This is a genomic window from Alphaproteobacteria bacterium, assembly GCA_017302575.1.
Lineage (GTDB): Bacteria > Pseudomonadota > Alphaproteobacteria > Rickettsiales > UBA3002 > JAFLDD01.
The window spans coordinates 334,591-350,860 of the sequence record JAFLDD010000001.1; the positions used below are offsets into that span (position 1 = coordinate 334,591).

Annotated in this window: 15 protein-coding genes; 6 read left to right on the forward strand and 9 right to left on the reverse strand. The window is 50.8% G+C overall.

Features of this window, described 5'->3' with window-relative positions; genetic code table 11:
* Positions 1 to 158: 158 nt before the first annotated feature.
* Together groL and groES are read right to left on the reverse strand one after the other, a co-directional pair.
* Positions 159 to 1,805, reverse strand: coding sequence for a chaperonin GroEL (groL, locus tag J0M34_01705; protein ID MBN8542961.1), 1,647 nt, complete (start codon positions 1,803 to 1,805; stop codon positions 159 to 161).
* Between the two features lie 26 nt (positions 1,806 to 1,831).
* Positions 1,832 to 2,149 carry a co-chaperone GroES gene (gene groES / locus J0M34_01710; GenBank protein ID MBN8542962.1) on the reverse strand — a complete coding sequence of 106 codons (318 nt, stop codon included), beginning with the start codon at positions 2,147 to 2,149 and terminating at the stop codon, positions 1,832 to 1,834.
* Between the two features lie 192 nt (positions 2,150 to 2,341).
* Between groES and J0M34_01715 the strand changes: the two genes are divergently transcribed.
* The gene (locus J0M34_01715; protein ID MBN8542963.1) at positions 2,342 to 2,983 is read left to right on the forward strand and encodes a uracil-DNA glycosylase; all 642 of its coding nucleotides are present in this window, start codon (positions 2,342 to 2,344) and stop codon (positions 2,981 to 2,983) included.
* Here the strand turns inward: J0M34_01715 and J0M34_01720 are convergent.
* Both J0M34_01720 and J0M34_01725 read right to left on the reverse strand, forming a co-directional pair.
* Complete coding sequence (locus J0M34_01720) at positions 2,980 to 3,492, reverse strand: hypothetical protein (GenBank protein ID MBN8542964.1); 513 nt, start codon at positions 3,490 to 3,492, stop codon at positions 2,980 to 2,982. The genes J0M34_01715 and J0M34_01720 overlap by 4 nt on opposite strands.
* Positions 3,493 to 3,676: 184 nt before the next feature.
* Positions 3,677 to 4,087 (reverse strand): hypothetical protein, encoded by a 411-nt coding sequence (locus tag J0M34_01725; protein MBN8542965.1) that lies wholly within the window; start codon positions 4,085 to 4,087, stop codon positions 3,677 to 3,679.
* Positions 4,088 to 4,253: 166 nt separating this feature from the next.
* Here J0M34_01725 and J0M34_01730 point away from each other — a divergent pair, with 166 nt between their 5' ends.
* Complete coding sequence (locus tag J0M34_01730) at positions 4,254 to 4,673, forward strand: hypothetical protein (protein MBN8542966.1); 420 nt, start codon at positions 4,254 to 4,256, stop codon at positions 4,671 to 4,673.
* Here the strand turns inward: J0M34_01730 and J0M34_01735 are convergent.
* Both J0M34_01735 and trpS read right to left on the reverse strand, forming a co-directional pair.
* Positions 4,670 to 5,317, reverse strand: coding sequence for a hypothetical protein (locus J0M34_01735; protein MBN8542967.1), 648 nt, complete (start codon positions 5,315 to 5,317; stop codon positions 4,670 to 4,672). The genes J0M34_01730 and J0M34_01735 overlap by 4 nt on opposite strands.
* Positions 5,318 to 5,337: 20 nt before the next feature.
* Positions 5,338 to 6,336: a tryptophan--tRNA ligase gene (gene trpS / locus J0M34_01740; protein ID MBN8542968.1), complete on the reverse strand. Its 999-nt coding sequence runs from the start codon at positions 6,334 to 6,336 to the stop codon at positions 5,338 to 5,340.
* Between the two features lie 140 nt (positions 6,337 to 6,476).
* On the opposite strand from trpS, the gene J0M34_01745 reads away from it, so the two are divergent.
* Together J0M34_01745 and hemB are read left to right on the forward strand one after the other, a co-directional pair.
* A complete protein-coding gene (locus J0M34_01745) occupies positions 6,477 to 7,868 on the forward strand; it encodes a hypothetical protein (GenBank protein MBN8542969.1) in 1,392 nt (463 codons plus the stop codon).
* Positions 7,869 to 7,906: 38 nt separating this feature from the next.
* Positions 7,907 to 8,893: a porphobilinogen synthase gene (gene hemB / locus J0M34_01750; GenBank protein MBN8542970.1), complete on the forward strand. Its 987-nt coding sequence runs from the start codon at positions 7,907 to 7,909 to the stop codon at positions 8,891 to 8,893.
* On the opposite strand, the gene J0M34_01755 is transcribed toward hemB, so the two are convergent.
* On the reverse strand, positions 8,886 to 9,911 hold the full coding sequence (locus tag J0M34_01755; GenBank protein MBN8542971.1) for a BMP family ABC transporter substrate-binding protein: 1,026 nt from the start codon (positions 9,909 to 9,911) through the stop codon (positions 8,886 to 8,888). The two genes, hemB and J0M34_01755, sit on opposite strands and share 8 nt — an antisense overlap.
* A gap of 65 nt (positions 9,912 to 9,976) precedes the next feature.
* On the opposite strand from J0M34_01755, the gene J0M34_01760 reads away from it, so the two are divergent.
* Positions 9,977 to 11,737 carry an aminopeptidase P family protein gene (locus J0M34_01760; protein ID MBN8542972.1) on the forward strand — a complete coding sequence of 587 codons (1,761 nt, stop codon included), beginning with the start codon at positions 9,977 to 9,979 and terminating at the stop codon, positions 11,735 to 11,737.
* Positions 11,738 to 11,861: 124 nt separating this feature from the next.
* Here the strand turns inward: J0M34_01760 and J0M34_01765 are convergent, their stop codons facing one another.
* Positions 11,862 to 13,463 carry a Na+/H+ antiporter gene (locus J0M34_01765; protein ID MBN8542973.1) on the reverse strand — a complete coding sequence of 534 codons (1,602 nt, stop codon included), beginning with the start codon at positions 13,461 to 13,463 and terminating at the stop codon, positions 11,862 to 11,864.
* On the reverse strand, positions 13,460 to 15,649 hold the full coding sequence (locus J0M34_01770) for a UvrD-helicase domain-containing protein (GenBank protein MBN8542974.1): 2,190 nt from the start codon (positions 15,647 to 15,649) through the stop codon (positions 13,460 to 13,462). The genes J0M34_01765 and J0M34_01770 overlap by 4 nt, the downstream gene beginning before the upstream one ends.
* An 85-nt stretch (positions 15,650 to 15,734) precedes the next feature.
* Here J0M34_01770 and J0M34_01775 point away from each other — a divergent pair, with 85 nt between their 5' ends.
* A complete protein-coding gene (locus J0M34_01775) occupies positions 15,735 to 16,202 on the forward strand; it encodes a GNAT family N-acetyltransferase (protein MBN8542975.1) in 468 nt (155 codons plus the stop codon).
* The last annotated feature ends 68 nt before the right edge of the window (positions 16,203 to 16,270 follow it).

The following is a 16,270-nucleotide window of genomic DNA, read 5'->3' on the forward strand; positions in this document are numbered from 1 at the left end:
TCCACTTGAGAGAATACCACAGACTGCCTATGACTAATGTGACGGTTTTATGAAGATATGCCTGTTATTGAACGGTTTTTTCCCATTCCTTTCGCGGGTGCAAAAAAGGGCGCTGATTGCTCAGCGCCCTTGGTTGTTTAAGCTTAAGTAACAGTGGCTTAGAAGCCCATGTCGCCCATGCCGCCCATACCACCCATGCCGCCACCAGCAGCCGCAGGTTTTGCGTCTTCTGGTTCGTCAGCAATGAGGGCTTCGGTGGTGATCATCAGGCCAGCGACCGATGCTGCGTCCTGCAATGCAGTACGAACCACTTTCGTTGGGTCGATGATACCCGCTTTAATCATGTCGGTGTACTCGAGGTTCTGAGCATCGAAGCCATGGTTAGTGTCGTCAGACTCAAGCAGTTTGCCCGCAACTACTGCACCGTCGAGACCTGAGTTCTCAACGATTTGGCGAATTGGAGCCTGCAATGCACGGCGGATGATGTTGATACCCGCACGCTCATCGTCGTTCACTGATTTCACTTTATCGAGTGCGCGTGAAGCGTAGAGCAAGGTTACGCCACCGCCTGGTACGATACCTTCTTCAACGGCTGCACGGGTTGCATGCAACGCATCATCAACGCGGTCTTTGCGCTCTTTTACTTCTACTTCCGAAGCACCGCCTACTTTGAGAACAGCAACGCCGCCGCTCAATTTCGCGAGGCGCTCCTGCAGTTTCTCTTTATCGTAGTCCGAGGTGGTTTCTTCGACTTGTGCTTTAATCTGAGCGCAACGTGCTTCGATTGCTTTCTTGTCACCTGCACCGTCAACGATGGTCGTATCGTCTTTGGTGATGGTCACTTTCTTCGCACGACCCAGCATTTCAAGGTTCACGGTCTCAAGTTTAATGCCGAGATCTTCGCTGATGACTTCACCTTTGGTGAGGATAGCGATATCTTCGAGCATCGACTTGCGGCGGTCACCGAAGCCAGGAGCCTTAACAGCAGCCACTTTCAAGCCACCACGCAGTTTGTTCACCACGAGGGTTGCGAGTGCTTCACCTTCAACATCTTCTGCGATGATGAGGAGTGGGCGTTGTGACTGAACTACTGCTTCAAGCACTGGCAGCAGAGGCTGAAGGCTTGAGAGTTTCTTTTCAAAAATCAGGATGAGTGGGTTATCAAGCTCAACTGACATTTTCTCAGCGTTGGTTACGAAATAAGGTGAGAGGTAACCACGGTCGAAGTTCATACCTTCTACCACGTCGAGTTCGAAGTCGAAGCCTTTTGCTTCTTCAACGGTGATAACGCCTTCTTTACCAACTTTCTCCATTGCTTCAGCGATTTTGGTGCCGATTTCTTTGTCACCGTTTGCTGAAATGGTACCAACTTGAGCAATCTCAGCTTGGCTTTTGATAGTCTTCGATTTTGCTTTTACAGCTTCAACCACTGCATCCACTGCTTTGTCGATGCCGCGCTTGAGGTCCATTGGGTTGAGGCCAGCAGCAACCGCTTTGCTACCTTCACGCACGATTGCTTGTGCGAGAACAGTTGCCGTTGTCGTGCCGTCACCAGCCATGTCATTGGTGCGTGATGCTACTTCACGAAGCATCTGTGCGCCCATGTTCTGGAACTTGTTGCTGAGGTTAATTTCTTTTGCAACTGACACACCGTCTTTGGTGATGCGTGGAGCGCCGTAGGATTTTTCAATCACCACGTTGCGGCCTTTAGGGCCCAAGGTTACTTTTACCGCATTGGCGAGGATATCTGCGCCTTTGAGGATTTCTTCGCGAGCATTGCTGCTGAAGCTAATCATTTTACCCATAGTAATCTCCTTCAATTAGATTTCAGTTATGCGGCTTTTTTCTTCGCCGATTTACCTTCAACGACACCGATGATGTCGGTTTCTTTCAGCACGAGGAAGTCCTCGCCATCGAGCTTCACTTCCGTGCCACCCCATTTGCCGAACAACACTACATCACCCACTTTCACGTCGAGCGCGTGTTGTTTGCCGTTCTCATCGCGAACGCCTGGGCCAACTGCAATGACTTCGCCTTGGATAGGTTTTTCTTTCGCGGTATCAGGAATGATGATTCCACCTGCGGTTTTTTCTTCTTGTTCGATACGACGTACAATGACGCGATCATGTAGGGGACGAATATTGGTCATAATGCTCTCCTTAGAATTTTTCTAATCATTTCAGAAAACCCCAGTGATTCTGCGGGGTTCACCGTGATTGCTGGTGGGATATAGGGGGGTTATGTTCCCGCGTCAAGGGGTGGTTGGTAAATTTTAACATCCCGAGCCTGTGCGAAGGAATGCAACTTGCCTATGGATAGCCGCGCCGCTACGTTCCAATCCATGACGACATCTGCTTTTACTCCACCGCCTCCCACGTGCAACTTATGCCCACGGCTTGTTGCTTTTCGTGAGGCAAATCAAGCCGCTTACCCTTCTTTTTATAATGGGGCTGTGCCCTCGTTTGGTGAGCTTTCGGCTTCACTTTTAGTGGTGGGTTTGGCGCCTGGGCTTAAAGGGGCGAACCGAACGGGCAGGCCATTCACAGGGGATTATGCGGGGCTCATATTATATCGTGGGCTTTTGAATGTTGGGCTGGCCGAAGGCGCGTATGAAGAGCGACCAGACGATGGATTGACGTTGAAGGGTGTGCGCATCACCAATTCGGCGCGCTGTGTACCGCCTGAAAATAAACCAACGCCCGCAGAAGTGAAAATGTGTGGGAATTTTTTGAAACAAGAATTGGCGGCGATGCCGAATTTAAAAGTGATTCTGAGTTTAGGGCTCACTTCGCACCAAAGCGTAGTGAAGAATTTGGGTGGCAGACAAGTGGATTATAAATTTGCGCATGGAGCAGTTCACCGCTTGCCCAACGGCATTATCCTTGCCGATAGTTACCATACGTCGCGTTACAATATTTCAACAGGCCGCTTAACGCAGGCAATGTTCGATGAGGTGTTGATGGTAATAAAGGCAACGCTTTAGAAGGTAACGCCGCCCGTGATAACAGCGGCGCGGTCGGTCTCGTTCTGAATTTTATTGCCCTGACCATCTAACGAGAACTGGTCGATATTTCCTAGGCCAGCCGAGAGTGTTACGCCGCTTACGGCCAAAGCTGCTTTCACGGAATCGGGTATCAAATCATGCGTCACGCTTGCTGTGGCGCCGTAACTTGGCAGGCCATTGGAAGGGTCGTCATTGCCATCACGCCATGAGGCAAGTTGGGCTTGTTGGCGGTCGTATGTCGCATTATCTTTATCGATCGCAGCAAATATACCGCCCAAGGCAGGAGAACGGTAATCTGGTACATATGACGTTGATCCTAGTGATTTAGGCGCTCTCACGACAACGACATCACCGCGGTCTTGAGTGGCTGGGCCTATTGGTGCTAACAGATTTGGAACAATCGTAGCGACGCCACTATCGTTGGATAAGATGTCCGCATACGAAGTATCGTCGTTGGCTTTAACTGTGTCTGTAGTTGTGCCTGTCATAACGACACATTACTATAGCAGTCCTTAATATATTATTAAGAACAGAATATTGATTATGGCCGAGTTCTAAAAAAGATTGCGCACCCGCACAATAGCTACAATTTTCGCTAAAGGCCGCCTGACATAGGCGATGGTTAATAAAGTGTGCTGAAGTTAACGGAGCGCGTGAAACGTTAGCGTCTAATTATTCTCCAGGAACTCTTATGCGTGCTGTAAGTCTAAAACCAACCCCAAGATTGCTTGATGTCGGTACGCCCGTATCACCATTAACTACAGTAATACTCGCTAGCCCACCAGTTATTGTGCCGTCAATGTTTCCAAATCGTACTGTATTGGTTGCACTCACTTGAAACCCACCAGGCAAACGACCTGGTGGCATAATATTCAATTCTACTTCATTTTGAGGATAGGGCGCTGTTACCGAAGGCGCATCTCGCCATGCTTCGTACATGCGGCTTTCTCGTGCTACCTGTACTTCATTTTCTGCATTAAGCCGCGCACGAGAAGCCTCTGGTGTCAAGCTTTCGGTGTCTATGCCTAATGCCCGCAAGGCCTCTTCGTTTGCTGCTCTTTGTCTATCTTCAGCTTCACCCATACCGACCCCTGTAGTTTTTTGGCTATTTTTTGATGATATGTTGAGGAAATTAAGAATTCATTAATCACTGCGCACAATAGCTACAATTTTCGCTAAAGGCCGTTAATCCTTAATAAATCATTAAAGCGTGTTTGCTATTCTGAGCCTAGGGAAACAGGAGATGCATATGACAACGCAATGGTATGACAAGCAGGGTGACGATCAGTTTACGCTGATGACTCCAGCAGGCCATACGATTATGGGCCATATTGATTACAAGGATTTTCGTGTCACGGGTAAGTTGCTGTGCCAAGACGGTACGGTCAGCGAATTGCCACCAGAGGTGCTGCTAGGCATTGCCCACTGGAAGCGTGCGACGTGGATTGCCAGTAATGAAATGAAGGCTGCTGCACAGCGTATGGCATATGTGAAAGAAATAGAAGCATCGCTGGGTAATGCGAAAGAAACGCTTGCCCGCTCGGGTACCGAGCCGTATGTGCGCGAAGCACAACGCAGCGAGCTCCTCGCACGGCAGCTTTTCACGCAGGGTGAGCACCTGCGTGAAAGTGCGCTCAATGCCGTCGATACGATGGTGTCGGTGCACTAGAAGCCGATTGAGCGACCCAAATTCCGTAAAAGGGAAGGCTCTTGCCCTAAGCCGCACGAAGGTGTGGCATTGGGGGAGAGCTTGCACCACGCGCCGCCGCCACGCTGACATGCTAGCCCACGAATATTCTGCTTAATGTCTTTTACCTTGAGCACTTCCGTGAATTTGCGGCAGGCATGGCCTTTGCTATTCAAGAAAATGGCCTGTGGTGAAATGCTGCCATAGGTATTAGCGTTTTTCCAATGGGTCGTTTTGCCTGCGCTGGCGTTATTCATCGTCCAATAGAACATTTGGCTGTAATAGGCGCGCTCATCGTCCGTCATCATTTTCATGAGGTCTTGGGCGAAACTGCTATTGCCGTCCTCCACTTTGCGAACAGGTTCGAGCAGCACAGGTGGCGCGTTCTTATCGAGGGTGGGTGGGGCAGGTGGCTGCACTTTCACTGCGCCCGTTTGCACCGTACCTGCGGGCACGTTTATCTGGTTCGTGTCGCCAGAATTATCGTTATTCAGCATGACAAAGAACGCGATGACGCTTACCAGCAATATCAACCCAAACAAGTTGCGGCCAATCAGACTAAACGGCAGCCACAGCAAATTCAGCGCTAAACGAATCAAGTTGCGGATGATGCGAAAGATAATCATTGGGCAAGTTTAGCGGGTGACTAACTCGCCAGCAACCCAATCTTCTCCATGGTTTGCTTGAGGATAGGTTGAGCAATCGCGGCTGCGCTTTCGGTGCCACGCTTTAGTAGCGCGTCGAGCTCTGCTTCCTCTTTCATCAATTCACGCATACGCGCGGTGATGGGCGAGAGTTTGGCAACGGCGAGGTCAGCCAGTTGTGCTTTGAATTGACCGGTTTTGAGCGTCGAAAATTGTTCGACGACCTTTTCTGGCGTTGTATCAGCGAGTGCGGCGTAAATCGTGATCAGGTTCGATACGGATGGGCGGTTTTCTTTGTCGTAGGAGAGCGAAGCTTCCGAATCGGTCTGTGCTTTTTTGAATTTATTGGCGATGGCGTCTGCATCGTCGGTCAAATTAATGCGTGAATATTCGGATTCTTCAGACTTGCTCATTTTACGCGTGCCGTCGTTCAAGCTCATGATACGTGCGGCTTGCGGCATGATTTTAGGCTCAGGAAGTGGGAAGAATTCCTCGCCCACGAAGCGGTTGAACGCGCCCGCAATATCACGCGCTAACTCAAGGTGCTGTTTCTGGTCTTCACCCACGGGAACATGCGTTGCCTTATAGGCCAAAATATCTGCGGCCATGAGCACGGGATAGGCGTAAAGACCCAACACCGCATTGTCTTTTTGCGTGCCTGCTTTTTCCTTAAATTGCGTCATGCGGTTGAGCCAGCCGAGGGGCGTGTGGCAGTTTAAAATCCACGCAAGTTCTGCATGGGCGCTAACGGTGGATTGCACCATGATAATCGATTTATTCGGGTCGATGCCACTAGCGATGAGCGCCGCAGTCACTTCACGCGTTGATTGGCGCAGAGCTGCGGGGTCTTGCGGCACGGTGATGGCATGCAAATTCATGATGCCAAAAATGCATTCCATTTCGTCCTGCATCTTCACCCAATTCTTGATGGCACCCAAATAGTTACCAAGGTGAAGGTTGCCAGTGGGCTGTACGCCCGAGAAAACGCGCTGTGTGGTCATGATGTCCTCTTGTGGGGTTGTTTTGGCGGAGGTTTTGCCATTTGTCACGCTTTTTTGCACCGCAATAAAATCGAGCAAATTCATGGAACTGTCACATTTGGAAAGGTCGCTTTGTGATAGATTTCAAGGTGAGAAAAACCATGAACCAACGACCAATGCAATCTGAGCAGGAACAGCACGACAGCACCAGTGTGTCGGCACAGCAGCAAGCTGCGTCGCCATCACAAGGTAATTGGTTCCATCGCAATCGCTGGTTCACCAAAGAACCCGTCAGTTACACTGCATACCAATTTTTCCGCTCAGCGATGGCTACCATTCCTTACGGTTTTGGCATGGCTGCGATTCACCATCTTTTTGGTTGGGTGAGCGCGAAAGGGCAAGATTTAGGTCTTACCGAAGAAGGCAACAAGGCATTCAAGGCTGCCTTTGATACGCCCGTTAATAATCCTCTTTCTGGTGCCAAAGAAGGCATGAAGGGTGGCTTTGCGAAAGCCATCACCGATGTCGTTGATAAAACTGGCGATGCTGCGCACGATTTCCACAAAGCAGGATGGAAAGGTAAGCTTGGGCGCAATATGATTCGCGTTGCGAATTCGCCGCTCAACGCAGCATTGCAGATTGGCTTGGCGTTCTCGATGTTCCGATTTGTCGGCAGCCTTATTAAAGGCACGCGCGACAAAATTATGGATGAAAACAACAGTGCGGCAGACACTGAGCGGGAAACGAAAAACTGGTGGAGCACAGTGACCGACCTTTCCAATGTCAACTGGAAGGCAGAGGCTGTAGGGACATTCTGGGCTGCTATTACCCTTGGGTTTATTGGCGCAAATTTCAAGCAATCAACGCCTTACATGCGCATTGCTGATGCAACGACTGGTGCAAAAGAAGGGCTGGGTCAGGCTTTTGGACGCGTATGGAGCGGCCCGTCGAAATTATTGCAGAACTGTGCGATCTGGGCGCTTTCTTATAGTGCTTTCTTTGAAGTGGATGAGCGTATTCAGAAAGATGTGAAGCTGCGTCAAGGTACGTGGAAAGGCCCCTCCAATAGTTTGCTGAATACGCCTAATCAATCGACTGGCGAGCCGCCCATCAAGGAAAAGGAATCCTTTCAGAAAAAAGAAGATAACAAGGCCACAGAATTCTTTACGCATGATCCAGGATTGCCGCGCCTGATATTCCGACGCGTTTTACCAGTAGCGGTTGGTATTTCTGCTTATGCTGTACTTAAACGCGCGGGTTATGTGATGGCGGGTGGGCAAATGAAGCCGATCACTCATGAAATTGCCAATATGGGTGCTGGTAAACAATTTCAAACATTCGTTACCAATGCTTGGCGTGAAGGTGCTGCAACGGCAATGTTTGGTGCATTGTGGATGTCTACGGACTCATGGGGCACGTGGTACGATAAATTTTTTGAGCAATTTAACAAAAAAGAACCAACACCGCTTAATGAAGCTCAATCCAATAATCATGCAAAGCTGCTTGCTCGGCTAAATGAAAAAGAAAAAGGCCATGGCGGCGTTGCTGCCTGAAGCTTGCAAATCCCTTAAATCCCGCTAAGTTCCGCGCCATGAAAATTCAAGGCACATTTCCTGATGTTCGTTTGCGCCGTTTGCGTTCGTCTGCGTGGCTGCGCGATATGGTGCAGGAGCATCGCTTGCATGCATCCGATTTGATTTGGCCGCTCTTTGTGCAAGAAGGTAAAAATAAGCGCACTTCTGTGAAGGGGCTGGCGGGGGTGGAGCGCCTTTCCATCGACCAACTCGTCAAAGAAGCGAAAGAGGCGGCGAAGCTTGGTATTCCAGCTATTGCGCTATTCCCTGTGACGGACCCGAAACTCAAAACCGCAGATGGTCGTGAAGCGTGGAACAAAAAAAATCTGGTGTGTCGTGCGATTGAAGAAGTGAAAAGTGCGGTTCCAGAAATCGGTGTGATTGCGGATGTGGCGCTCGATCCCTACACCACCCATGGCCATGATGGTGTTCTGAATAAGGCGGGTGATGTCGATAATGATGCGACGGTCGAAAAGCTGGTAAAACAAGCCCTCACCTTGGCTTCGGCGGGGTGTGATGTGCTGGCGCCGTCGGACATGATGGATGGTCGAGTGAAAGCGATCCGCACTGAGTTGCCACATACGCCTATTCTGGCTTATGCGGCGAAATATGCCTCGGCATTCTATGGACCGTTCCGTGAGGCGGTTGGTTCTAAATCCAATCTCGGCAAGGCGGACAAGCGCACCTATCAAATGAACCCTGCCAATTCCGACGAAGCATTGCGTGAAGTCGCGCAAGATATCGCTGAGGGTGCCGATATGGTGATGGTGAAGCCAGGCACGCTGTATCTCGATATCATTGCGCGGGTGCGTGCTGAATGTAATGTGCCAGTGTTTGCCTATCATGTGAGCGGAGAGTATGCGATGCTCAAAGCCGCCGCAGAGGCGGGTATGCTCGACGAGCAAGCGGCGCTTATGGAAACGATGATAGCGTTCAAGCGTGCGGGTGCGACTGGGATTTTGACCTACGCGGCAAAAGATCTGGCGAAGGCGATAGTTACTTAGGGCTATACATCTGAACGGTGATGAGGCCGTTGATGATGCGCTCCTTGGCGGTAGCCACTTTATCAATCATTTCTTCGTTCATGAGGTGACGATTATACTCGTCGACCGCATAATCTAGCGCACCCTCTTTCAAGCCAAGATATTTGATGCCTGGGCTCCATTTGCCGTCCTTGGAGGTTTTGAGCGCATCATAGACGGCGATGTCTACGCGCTTGATGAGTGATGTTAGAACGTTGCCTGGAAATAGCGCGTTCTGATTAATGTCTACACCGATGGCAAAATTGTCGGTCTCTTTAGCGGCTTCGAGTGCGCCGACGCCAGAACCACCAGCGGCAGCAAATATTACGTCGATGCCAGAGGCGTATTGGGTCAAGGCAATCTCACGCGCTTTGCCAGGGTCGCTCCATGCTTTGGTGGTGTTGCCGATCATTTCAATATCCACTTTGGCTTGTGGGTCGGCGTGGCGAACGCCTTGCGCAAAGCCAAGCGCGAAGTTGCGGATGATGGGAACGTCCATGCCACCGATAAATCCGATATGTTTGGTTTTACTGGTGATAGCCGCGATGATGCCAACGAGAAACGCGCCTTCATGGTCTTTGAAGATCACCGACTGAACATTGGGGAAAAGTGGTGGCACTAGCCCGTCAATCACGGTGAAATGTGTGTTGGGGTAACGCTCTGCCAAGCTCAGCACGGGCATGACGTTTTGAAAGCCAACGGCGATGATCGGGTTGGCGCCGCTATCGGCAGCTGTTTTGATACGTGCGGTTACATCCTCGCCCGCGTGCATACGATATTGTGTGAAGGTAACGCCCAACTCATCTTCGGCGCGCTCAGCGCCTGCGCGTGCCGCATCGACAAAGGCGCGGTCAGAGTCTTTGTCACCCAATACGTAAATGAGTGCTGGCTTGAAATTCTTTTCTTTACTCGCCGCAAAGCCGTCTTTCGCCCACGCTGGTGTTGTGGCCGTGATACAAAGAATCATGCAGGTGAGCAAACTTACTATTCTGTGCGTCATTCGATGCTTGCTTCTATGGTTTTAGCGATGCACCATAGCGACAGAACACAGATTCGCAAGAAATTATGAATAAGCATGAACATGGAAAGCGGGTGGCGGCATTACAGGCGGTAATGCGCGCGCAGCAACTGGATATGTGGCTGCAGCCTGTCGCGGACGAGTTTCAGGGCGAATATGTCGCAGCTTATGCCCAACGATTGCCATGGCTGTGTGGTTTTTCAGGTTCGGCGGGCATGGGCGCATTTTGGGCGGAACCTTCCAAGAAACACACCTTATTTGTTGATGGGCGTTACACGCTTCAAGCCCTGCAGGAAGTGGATACGCAAGCCATTGATGTCATCAATAGTGGCGATACACCATTCAGCACGTGGCTGAAACCTCATGCCGCATCACCGCTGCGCGTTGGGTTTGACCCGTGGCTGCACACAGCGCGGCAGATTCGCGCATGGCAGAAAGCGGCACTTGCTGGGGTTACCTTTGTGCCTGCAAACGTTATCGATACCGCTTGGACGGATAGGCCATTGCCGCCACAGGGTAAAGTGTGCGCGCATCCGTTGACATTGGCGGGGCAAAGCACAAATGAGAAATTAAATGCTATTGTGACAAGCATCAAAGAAGTGGGTGCGGATGGATTGTTAATCACGCAGCCAGACGCGGTCTGCTGGCTACTGAATATTCGCGGTTCGGATATTCCGTTTAACCCGCTTTTGCTTTCGTATTTACTGGTGCGTTCCTCGGGTGAAATGGAGCTGTTTTCTTTCCAAACGTCCATTCAGTATGTTTCAATAAAAATTAATAATATAAATAGTTTATTGGAATTATCCGAACGTCCATTTATGGGGATAAGTCGATTAATGGTTGATGCTGATGATGGGCCATATGGGCTAGTGCTAATGGCTGAAAAATTCGGTATCGAATTGATTGAAAAATCCGACCCAACCCAACTCGCTAAAGCGTGTAAGAACGAAGCAGAGTTGGATGGTATGCGGCTCGCCCACATGCGCGATGGATTGGCGCTATCGAAATTCCTGCATTGGTTCGACCAGCAAAATGGATTGGACGAGCTTAAGGTTGTTGCTGAGTTAGAAAAATTCCGTGCGGCAGACAAAAGCTACCGCGAACCTAGTTTCGCGACGATTGCAGGATCTGGACCAAATGGCGCGATTGTGCATTACCGCGCAACGGAGGCATCTAACCGCACCGCGCAAAGCGGCGAACTATTCTTGCTCGACTCAGGCGGGCAGTATGATGATGGCACTACTGATGTAACGCGTACCATGGCGGTCGGTGCGCCAAGCGATGAGATGAAACGTCATTTCACCTTGGTGCTGAAGGGGCATATTGCGCTCGCGATGGCGGTTTTCCCTGAAGGTACGAGTGGTGGGCAATTGGATAGTCTCGCGCGGCAATATCTTTGGGCGGCAGGGCTGGATTACGACCATGGCACAGGTCATGGTGTTGGCGCGCATTTGTGTGTGCATGAAGGGCCGCAGCGTATCAGCAAGCGCGGTTCAGACGTCGCCTTGCGTGAGGGGATGATTATTTCTAACGAGCCTGGCTATTATAAAAACGGTGAATACGGCATTCGTATTGAGAATCTGATTGCGGTTGTGCAGGTTGGCCAAACAGCAATGGGTAAAAAGCTGCTGGGTTTTGAAACGCTCACTCTTGCGCCGATCGATAGGCGGTTGGTTGCTGTTGAATTACTGCGTGCAGATGAGCGTGTATGGCTAAATGCCTATCATGAGCGTGTCTATCAATCGCACCAAGCTGCGCTGACTGAGGCAGAGCGCACATGGCTGCGTGAAGCAACCGCGCCGATGTAGTTTTGGTGCGAGGGAACCCTTTGTTCCCTCGTGACTCCCTCCGCCGCAAGGTCGATGCGCGAAAAATTGGTACATTGAGTACCAATTTTTCTAGATCGACCGCGCAGCTTCGGCGCTACGCATTTTAAGCCGTGTGGTGAAAACGACTCGCCAATAAATCCATCTCGCGGAGGATGTCGTGCATCACATCGTCGCTGATGAAGAATTGACGGCGTAAGTTTACGACAATATCACGTTCTTGTTTCAGCACTTCCTGCCAAATACGATTTTCTGCCTGAATTACGGGGTGATTGGTCATCTCACCGCGTTCGGTTGGTTCCAGTGGCGTGTTGGGGCCGTCGCCCAGCGATTCCAAGCGCTCGTGGTAATGTGCGCGAATACGGTCGAGCGCAGGTTTATGCACGGTCGAGTCCTTTTCCAGCTCAGCTAACACCGATAATGCCTGCTTGGTGGCATGTGAGCGTGCGAGCCATTCTTCGTACATCAAGCCTGGATCGAAGCGTAAATTAAGTCTTTTGAGAAGCCAAGGAAGGCTGATGCCCTGAACAACCAGCGTGAAAATAATCACCGATACGGCGAGGAAGATGATGATGTCTCGATATGGGAAAGGTTCACCATTGGGTAGATGATACGGAAGCGCCAGCGCAGTCGCCAGTGTGACGACACCACGTAGACCTGTCCAACTAATAATAAAGAGATTCTGCCATGCAGGTAATGGCCCGCGCCTATTGAGGCGCGGAAAAATTCGGCGGGCACCAAAGGTCATGCCATATACGTAGATGAAGCGAATCAAAATCGTGACCATGCAAATAGTGAAGGACATGATCAACAACATATGTAGTGGATATTCGTCTAATCGCGTCATCAAATCAGGTAGTTGAATGCCGATAAGTAAAAAGACGAGCGCGTTCATGAAAAACACGACCATTTTCCAGACGGCTTCTGCGGGAATACGAAATTTAGAATGGAAGATGCTCGGTGCGTGCCAGCCTACCACTAGCCCTGCGACAACCACGGCGAGAACTCCCGATAGGTGCAGTGATTCGGCAATCAGATATGCGCCATAAGGTGGTACGAATGTGGTGAGGATGCCAACCGATTGATCGCGCAAATAGGGGAAAAGTTTTACGAAGCCATACCCCAACACAAAACCAATAGCGCTGTCACCCAGAATGCTCAGTACGAATTGGATGGAGGCGTCATACCACGAGAAGCTGGCAGTCATTACGGCAACGAGCGCAAATTTGTATAGAATCAGGCCACTCGCATCGTTCACGAGGCTTTCGCCTTCGAGAATTGTCATGACGCGTCTAGGGATATGCACGTTCTTGAGTGCGGCGGTTGCGGCGGCCGCGTCGGGCGGAGAAACGATAGCGCCTAACAACATGCCCATAGCCCATGTTGTTCCTGGGATTAGCCACATCATCATACCACCAACAGCGACTGCTGTGACTAAAACAAGGCCGACGGCCATTAATATAATAGCGCGCAAGTTGCGCCTAAAATCACGAATGGACGTGAAAAATGCTGCCTCCATCAGGATGGGCGGTAGAAAGATTATGAGCATGTATTCGGGCTCAATCTTAATGTCGATGCCTGGTACCATGGCTAGTCCCAAGCCGCCGAACAAGAAGGCCGCAGGCGGCGCTAGTTGGCTGCGCTGTGCTACCAACGCGCAAATACATAGCGCGACTAGAATGCTCAGTAGTGCGAGTGGTTCACTCATGCGACCTCAACATAATCAGCCAGCATTTTTTTAACACCTGCATGCTTGAAGGCAATTTGTAAATGGTCGCCCTCGACATTCAAGATGATGCCATAGCCGAATTGCTCGTGCTTCACACGTGCACCTTTGCGTAGTGCAGGCAGGGCTTCGGGTTTGGTTTCCACGCGTGTTGCCAGAATTTCTTCCATACCGCGTTGGAACAGGGCAGGGCCTGCTGCGCGCTTGGTGTAAGGGCCACCATCCATCGCCTCGATACAATCGGGTGGTAATTCCTCAATGAACCGTGAGGGGACAGATGATTGCCATTGATTGTAGATGCGGCGATTGGCGGCGTGGCTGATGGTTGCGAATTTTTTAGCACGTGTAATGCCCACGTAAGCAAGGCGGCGTTCTTCTTCTAAGCCCTTCGTGCCCAACTCATCAAGCGTGCGTTGACTGGGGAATAAACCTTCCTCCCAACCTGTGAGGAATACGCAGTCAAATTCCAAACCTTTAGCGGCGTGCAGGCTCATGATGCTCACCATATCGTCGGCGGCTTGTTGGTTGCCGTCGGTCACCAGACCCACATGTTCCAAAAATTCTTCAAGGTTTTTGAAGTCTGCCAAGGCGCGCACTAATTCGCGTAAGTTTTCGATACGGCCTGATGCCTCGGGCGATTTGTCGGCTTGCCACATGGCGCGATAGCCAGATTCTTCCAATACAGCGTCGGCCAATTCGTTGAGTGGCTTTTCGGTGGCGAGCTTACGCCACGCTGCAAATTGCGAGAGCAGGTTTTGTAACGTGCCTGCGGTTTTGCCTTTGAGTTCGCCGTGGCTGATGAGGAATTCCAACGCCGCATAAATGCTGGAATTGCGCTCACGCGCGCTGATATGAAGCTGTTCCAGAGTGGCTTTGCCAATACCGCGCTTGGGTGTATTCACGATACGTTCAAACGCTAAATCGTCATGCGGTTGGTGAATGATGCGCAGGTATGCCACCGCATCGCGAATCTCCATACGTTCATAGAACCTCAGGCCACCAATCACGCGGTAGGGCACTGCCAAGGTCATGAAGCGTTCCTCGAATGCGCGGGTCTGGTAACCAGCGCGCACCAGCACTGCCATTTGCGACAATGGAATTTTATCGCGCTGGAAGGACTCGATTTCTTCACCGACGAATCGCGCTTCCTCGGCGTCGTCCCATACGGATTTGATGCGTACGGGTGAGCCGCCTGAGGCTTCCGTCCACAGTGTTTTGCCTAGGCGTGACTCATTATTAGCGATGAGTGCAGAAGCTGCTTTGAGAATCGGCGCGGTGGAGCGGTAATTGCGTTCGAGTTTGATGACTTGAGCGGTGGGGTAGTCTTTTTCGAACTTCAGAATATTGCCGACCTCTGCGCCGCGCCAACCGTAAATCGATTGGTCGTCGTCGCCCACACAGCAGAGGTTTTGGTGGCCGAGCGCGAGTAGCCGCAGCCATAAATACTGCGCGGTGTTGGCGTCTTGATACTCATCCACCAGAATATATTTGAAGCGATTGGCGTATTCCTGCAGCACATTAGGGTGCTCGGAGAAAATGGTGAGGTTGTGTAAAAGTAAATCGCCGAAGTCGCAGCAATTAAGGGCTTTCAGGCGGTTTTGATATATCGGGTAAATCTTCGCGCCTACACCTTCGAGCGTGTAGTTATTCGATTCCGCATTGATTTTATCGTACGCCAGTCCGCGATCTTTCCAGCTTTGGATGACGGTTAGCACTGCGCGCGGCGGAAACTTTTGATGGTCGATATTATTAAGAATCAAAAGTTGTTTGATGAGACGTTGCTGATCGTCATCATCCAGAATCGTGAATTGAGGCGTGAGGCCTACCAACTCGGCGTGGCGGCGCAGAATCTTCGCGCCAATCGAGTGAAACGTGCCAAGCCAAACGCTGGCGGCGGCTTGAGGTTCGAAGCCATTACCGACGAGTAGGTGGGTGACACGCTCGCGCATTTCATTAGCGGCTTTGTTGGTGAAGGTGACAGAGAGTATCTGGCCAGAGAAGGCGCGTTTCGTAACCAACAAATGCGCAATGCGTGTGGTCAGCACACGTGTCTTACCCGTGCCCGCACCTGCGAGCACCAGCAATGGCCCTTCGGTCGTGGTCGCCGCTTGGAGCTGTTCGGGGTTCAAACCCGAAAGATGCGGAAAATGTTCGGAAGTGGATTGCATGGCTGCGCTTTGCATAGGTGAGATAACGTGGTAAAGCTGCGGGTGGAAACCTACAAGGTCGAGGCTGCATTTGTCCACATTACTCATGGTTCGTCCCTATCACCCGAATGATATTCCGCGTATGGCGGAACTCATTACGGAACTCAACGAGCGTGAAGGCTACGCACAAAAAATGGATGCGGATGCCTTGCGCAAAGTGTTCGCGGAAGATGCGCCTGTGCGTGTCTATGCATTTGTGGCGGAATCTGCAGGGCAGGTGTGTGGTCTTATCATGTTCTATGATGGCTATGACACGCTCACTAACACCTATGGCTGCCATTTAATGGATATGGTGGTTGCTGGTTCACATCGCAGACAGGGGATGGGTGAGACGTTACTGAAGATGCTGATGGCGCAGGTCAGTGAGCTGAATTATCATTGGATATCGCTCACCGTGATGCGTAAAAATGTGGAAGCGCAAGGCTTCTATAAGAGCTTGGGCTTTGAAGAAATCGCGGTGGATTTTTATGCGATTGGTCGGGAAGCAATGCGCAAGTTGCTCGAGGCTTCTTAATCATCCACAGGCTAAAACAAACAGTTGCGCAGTGCTATGCGACGACTAAAAACAATCTGTAGCTAATA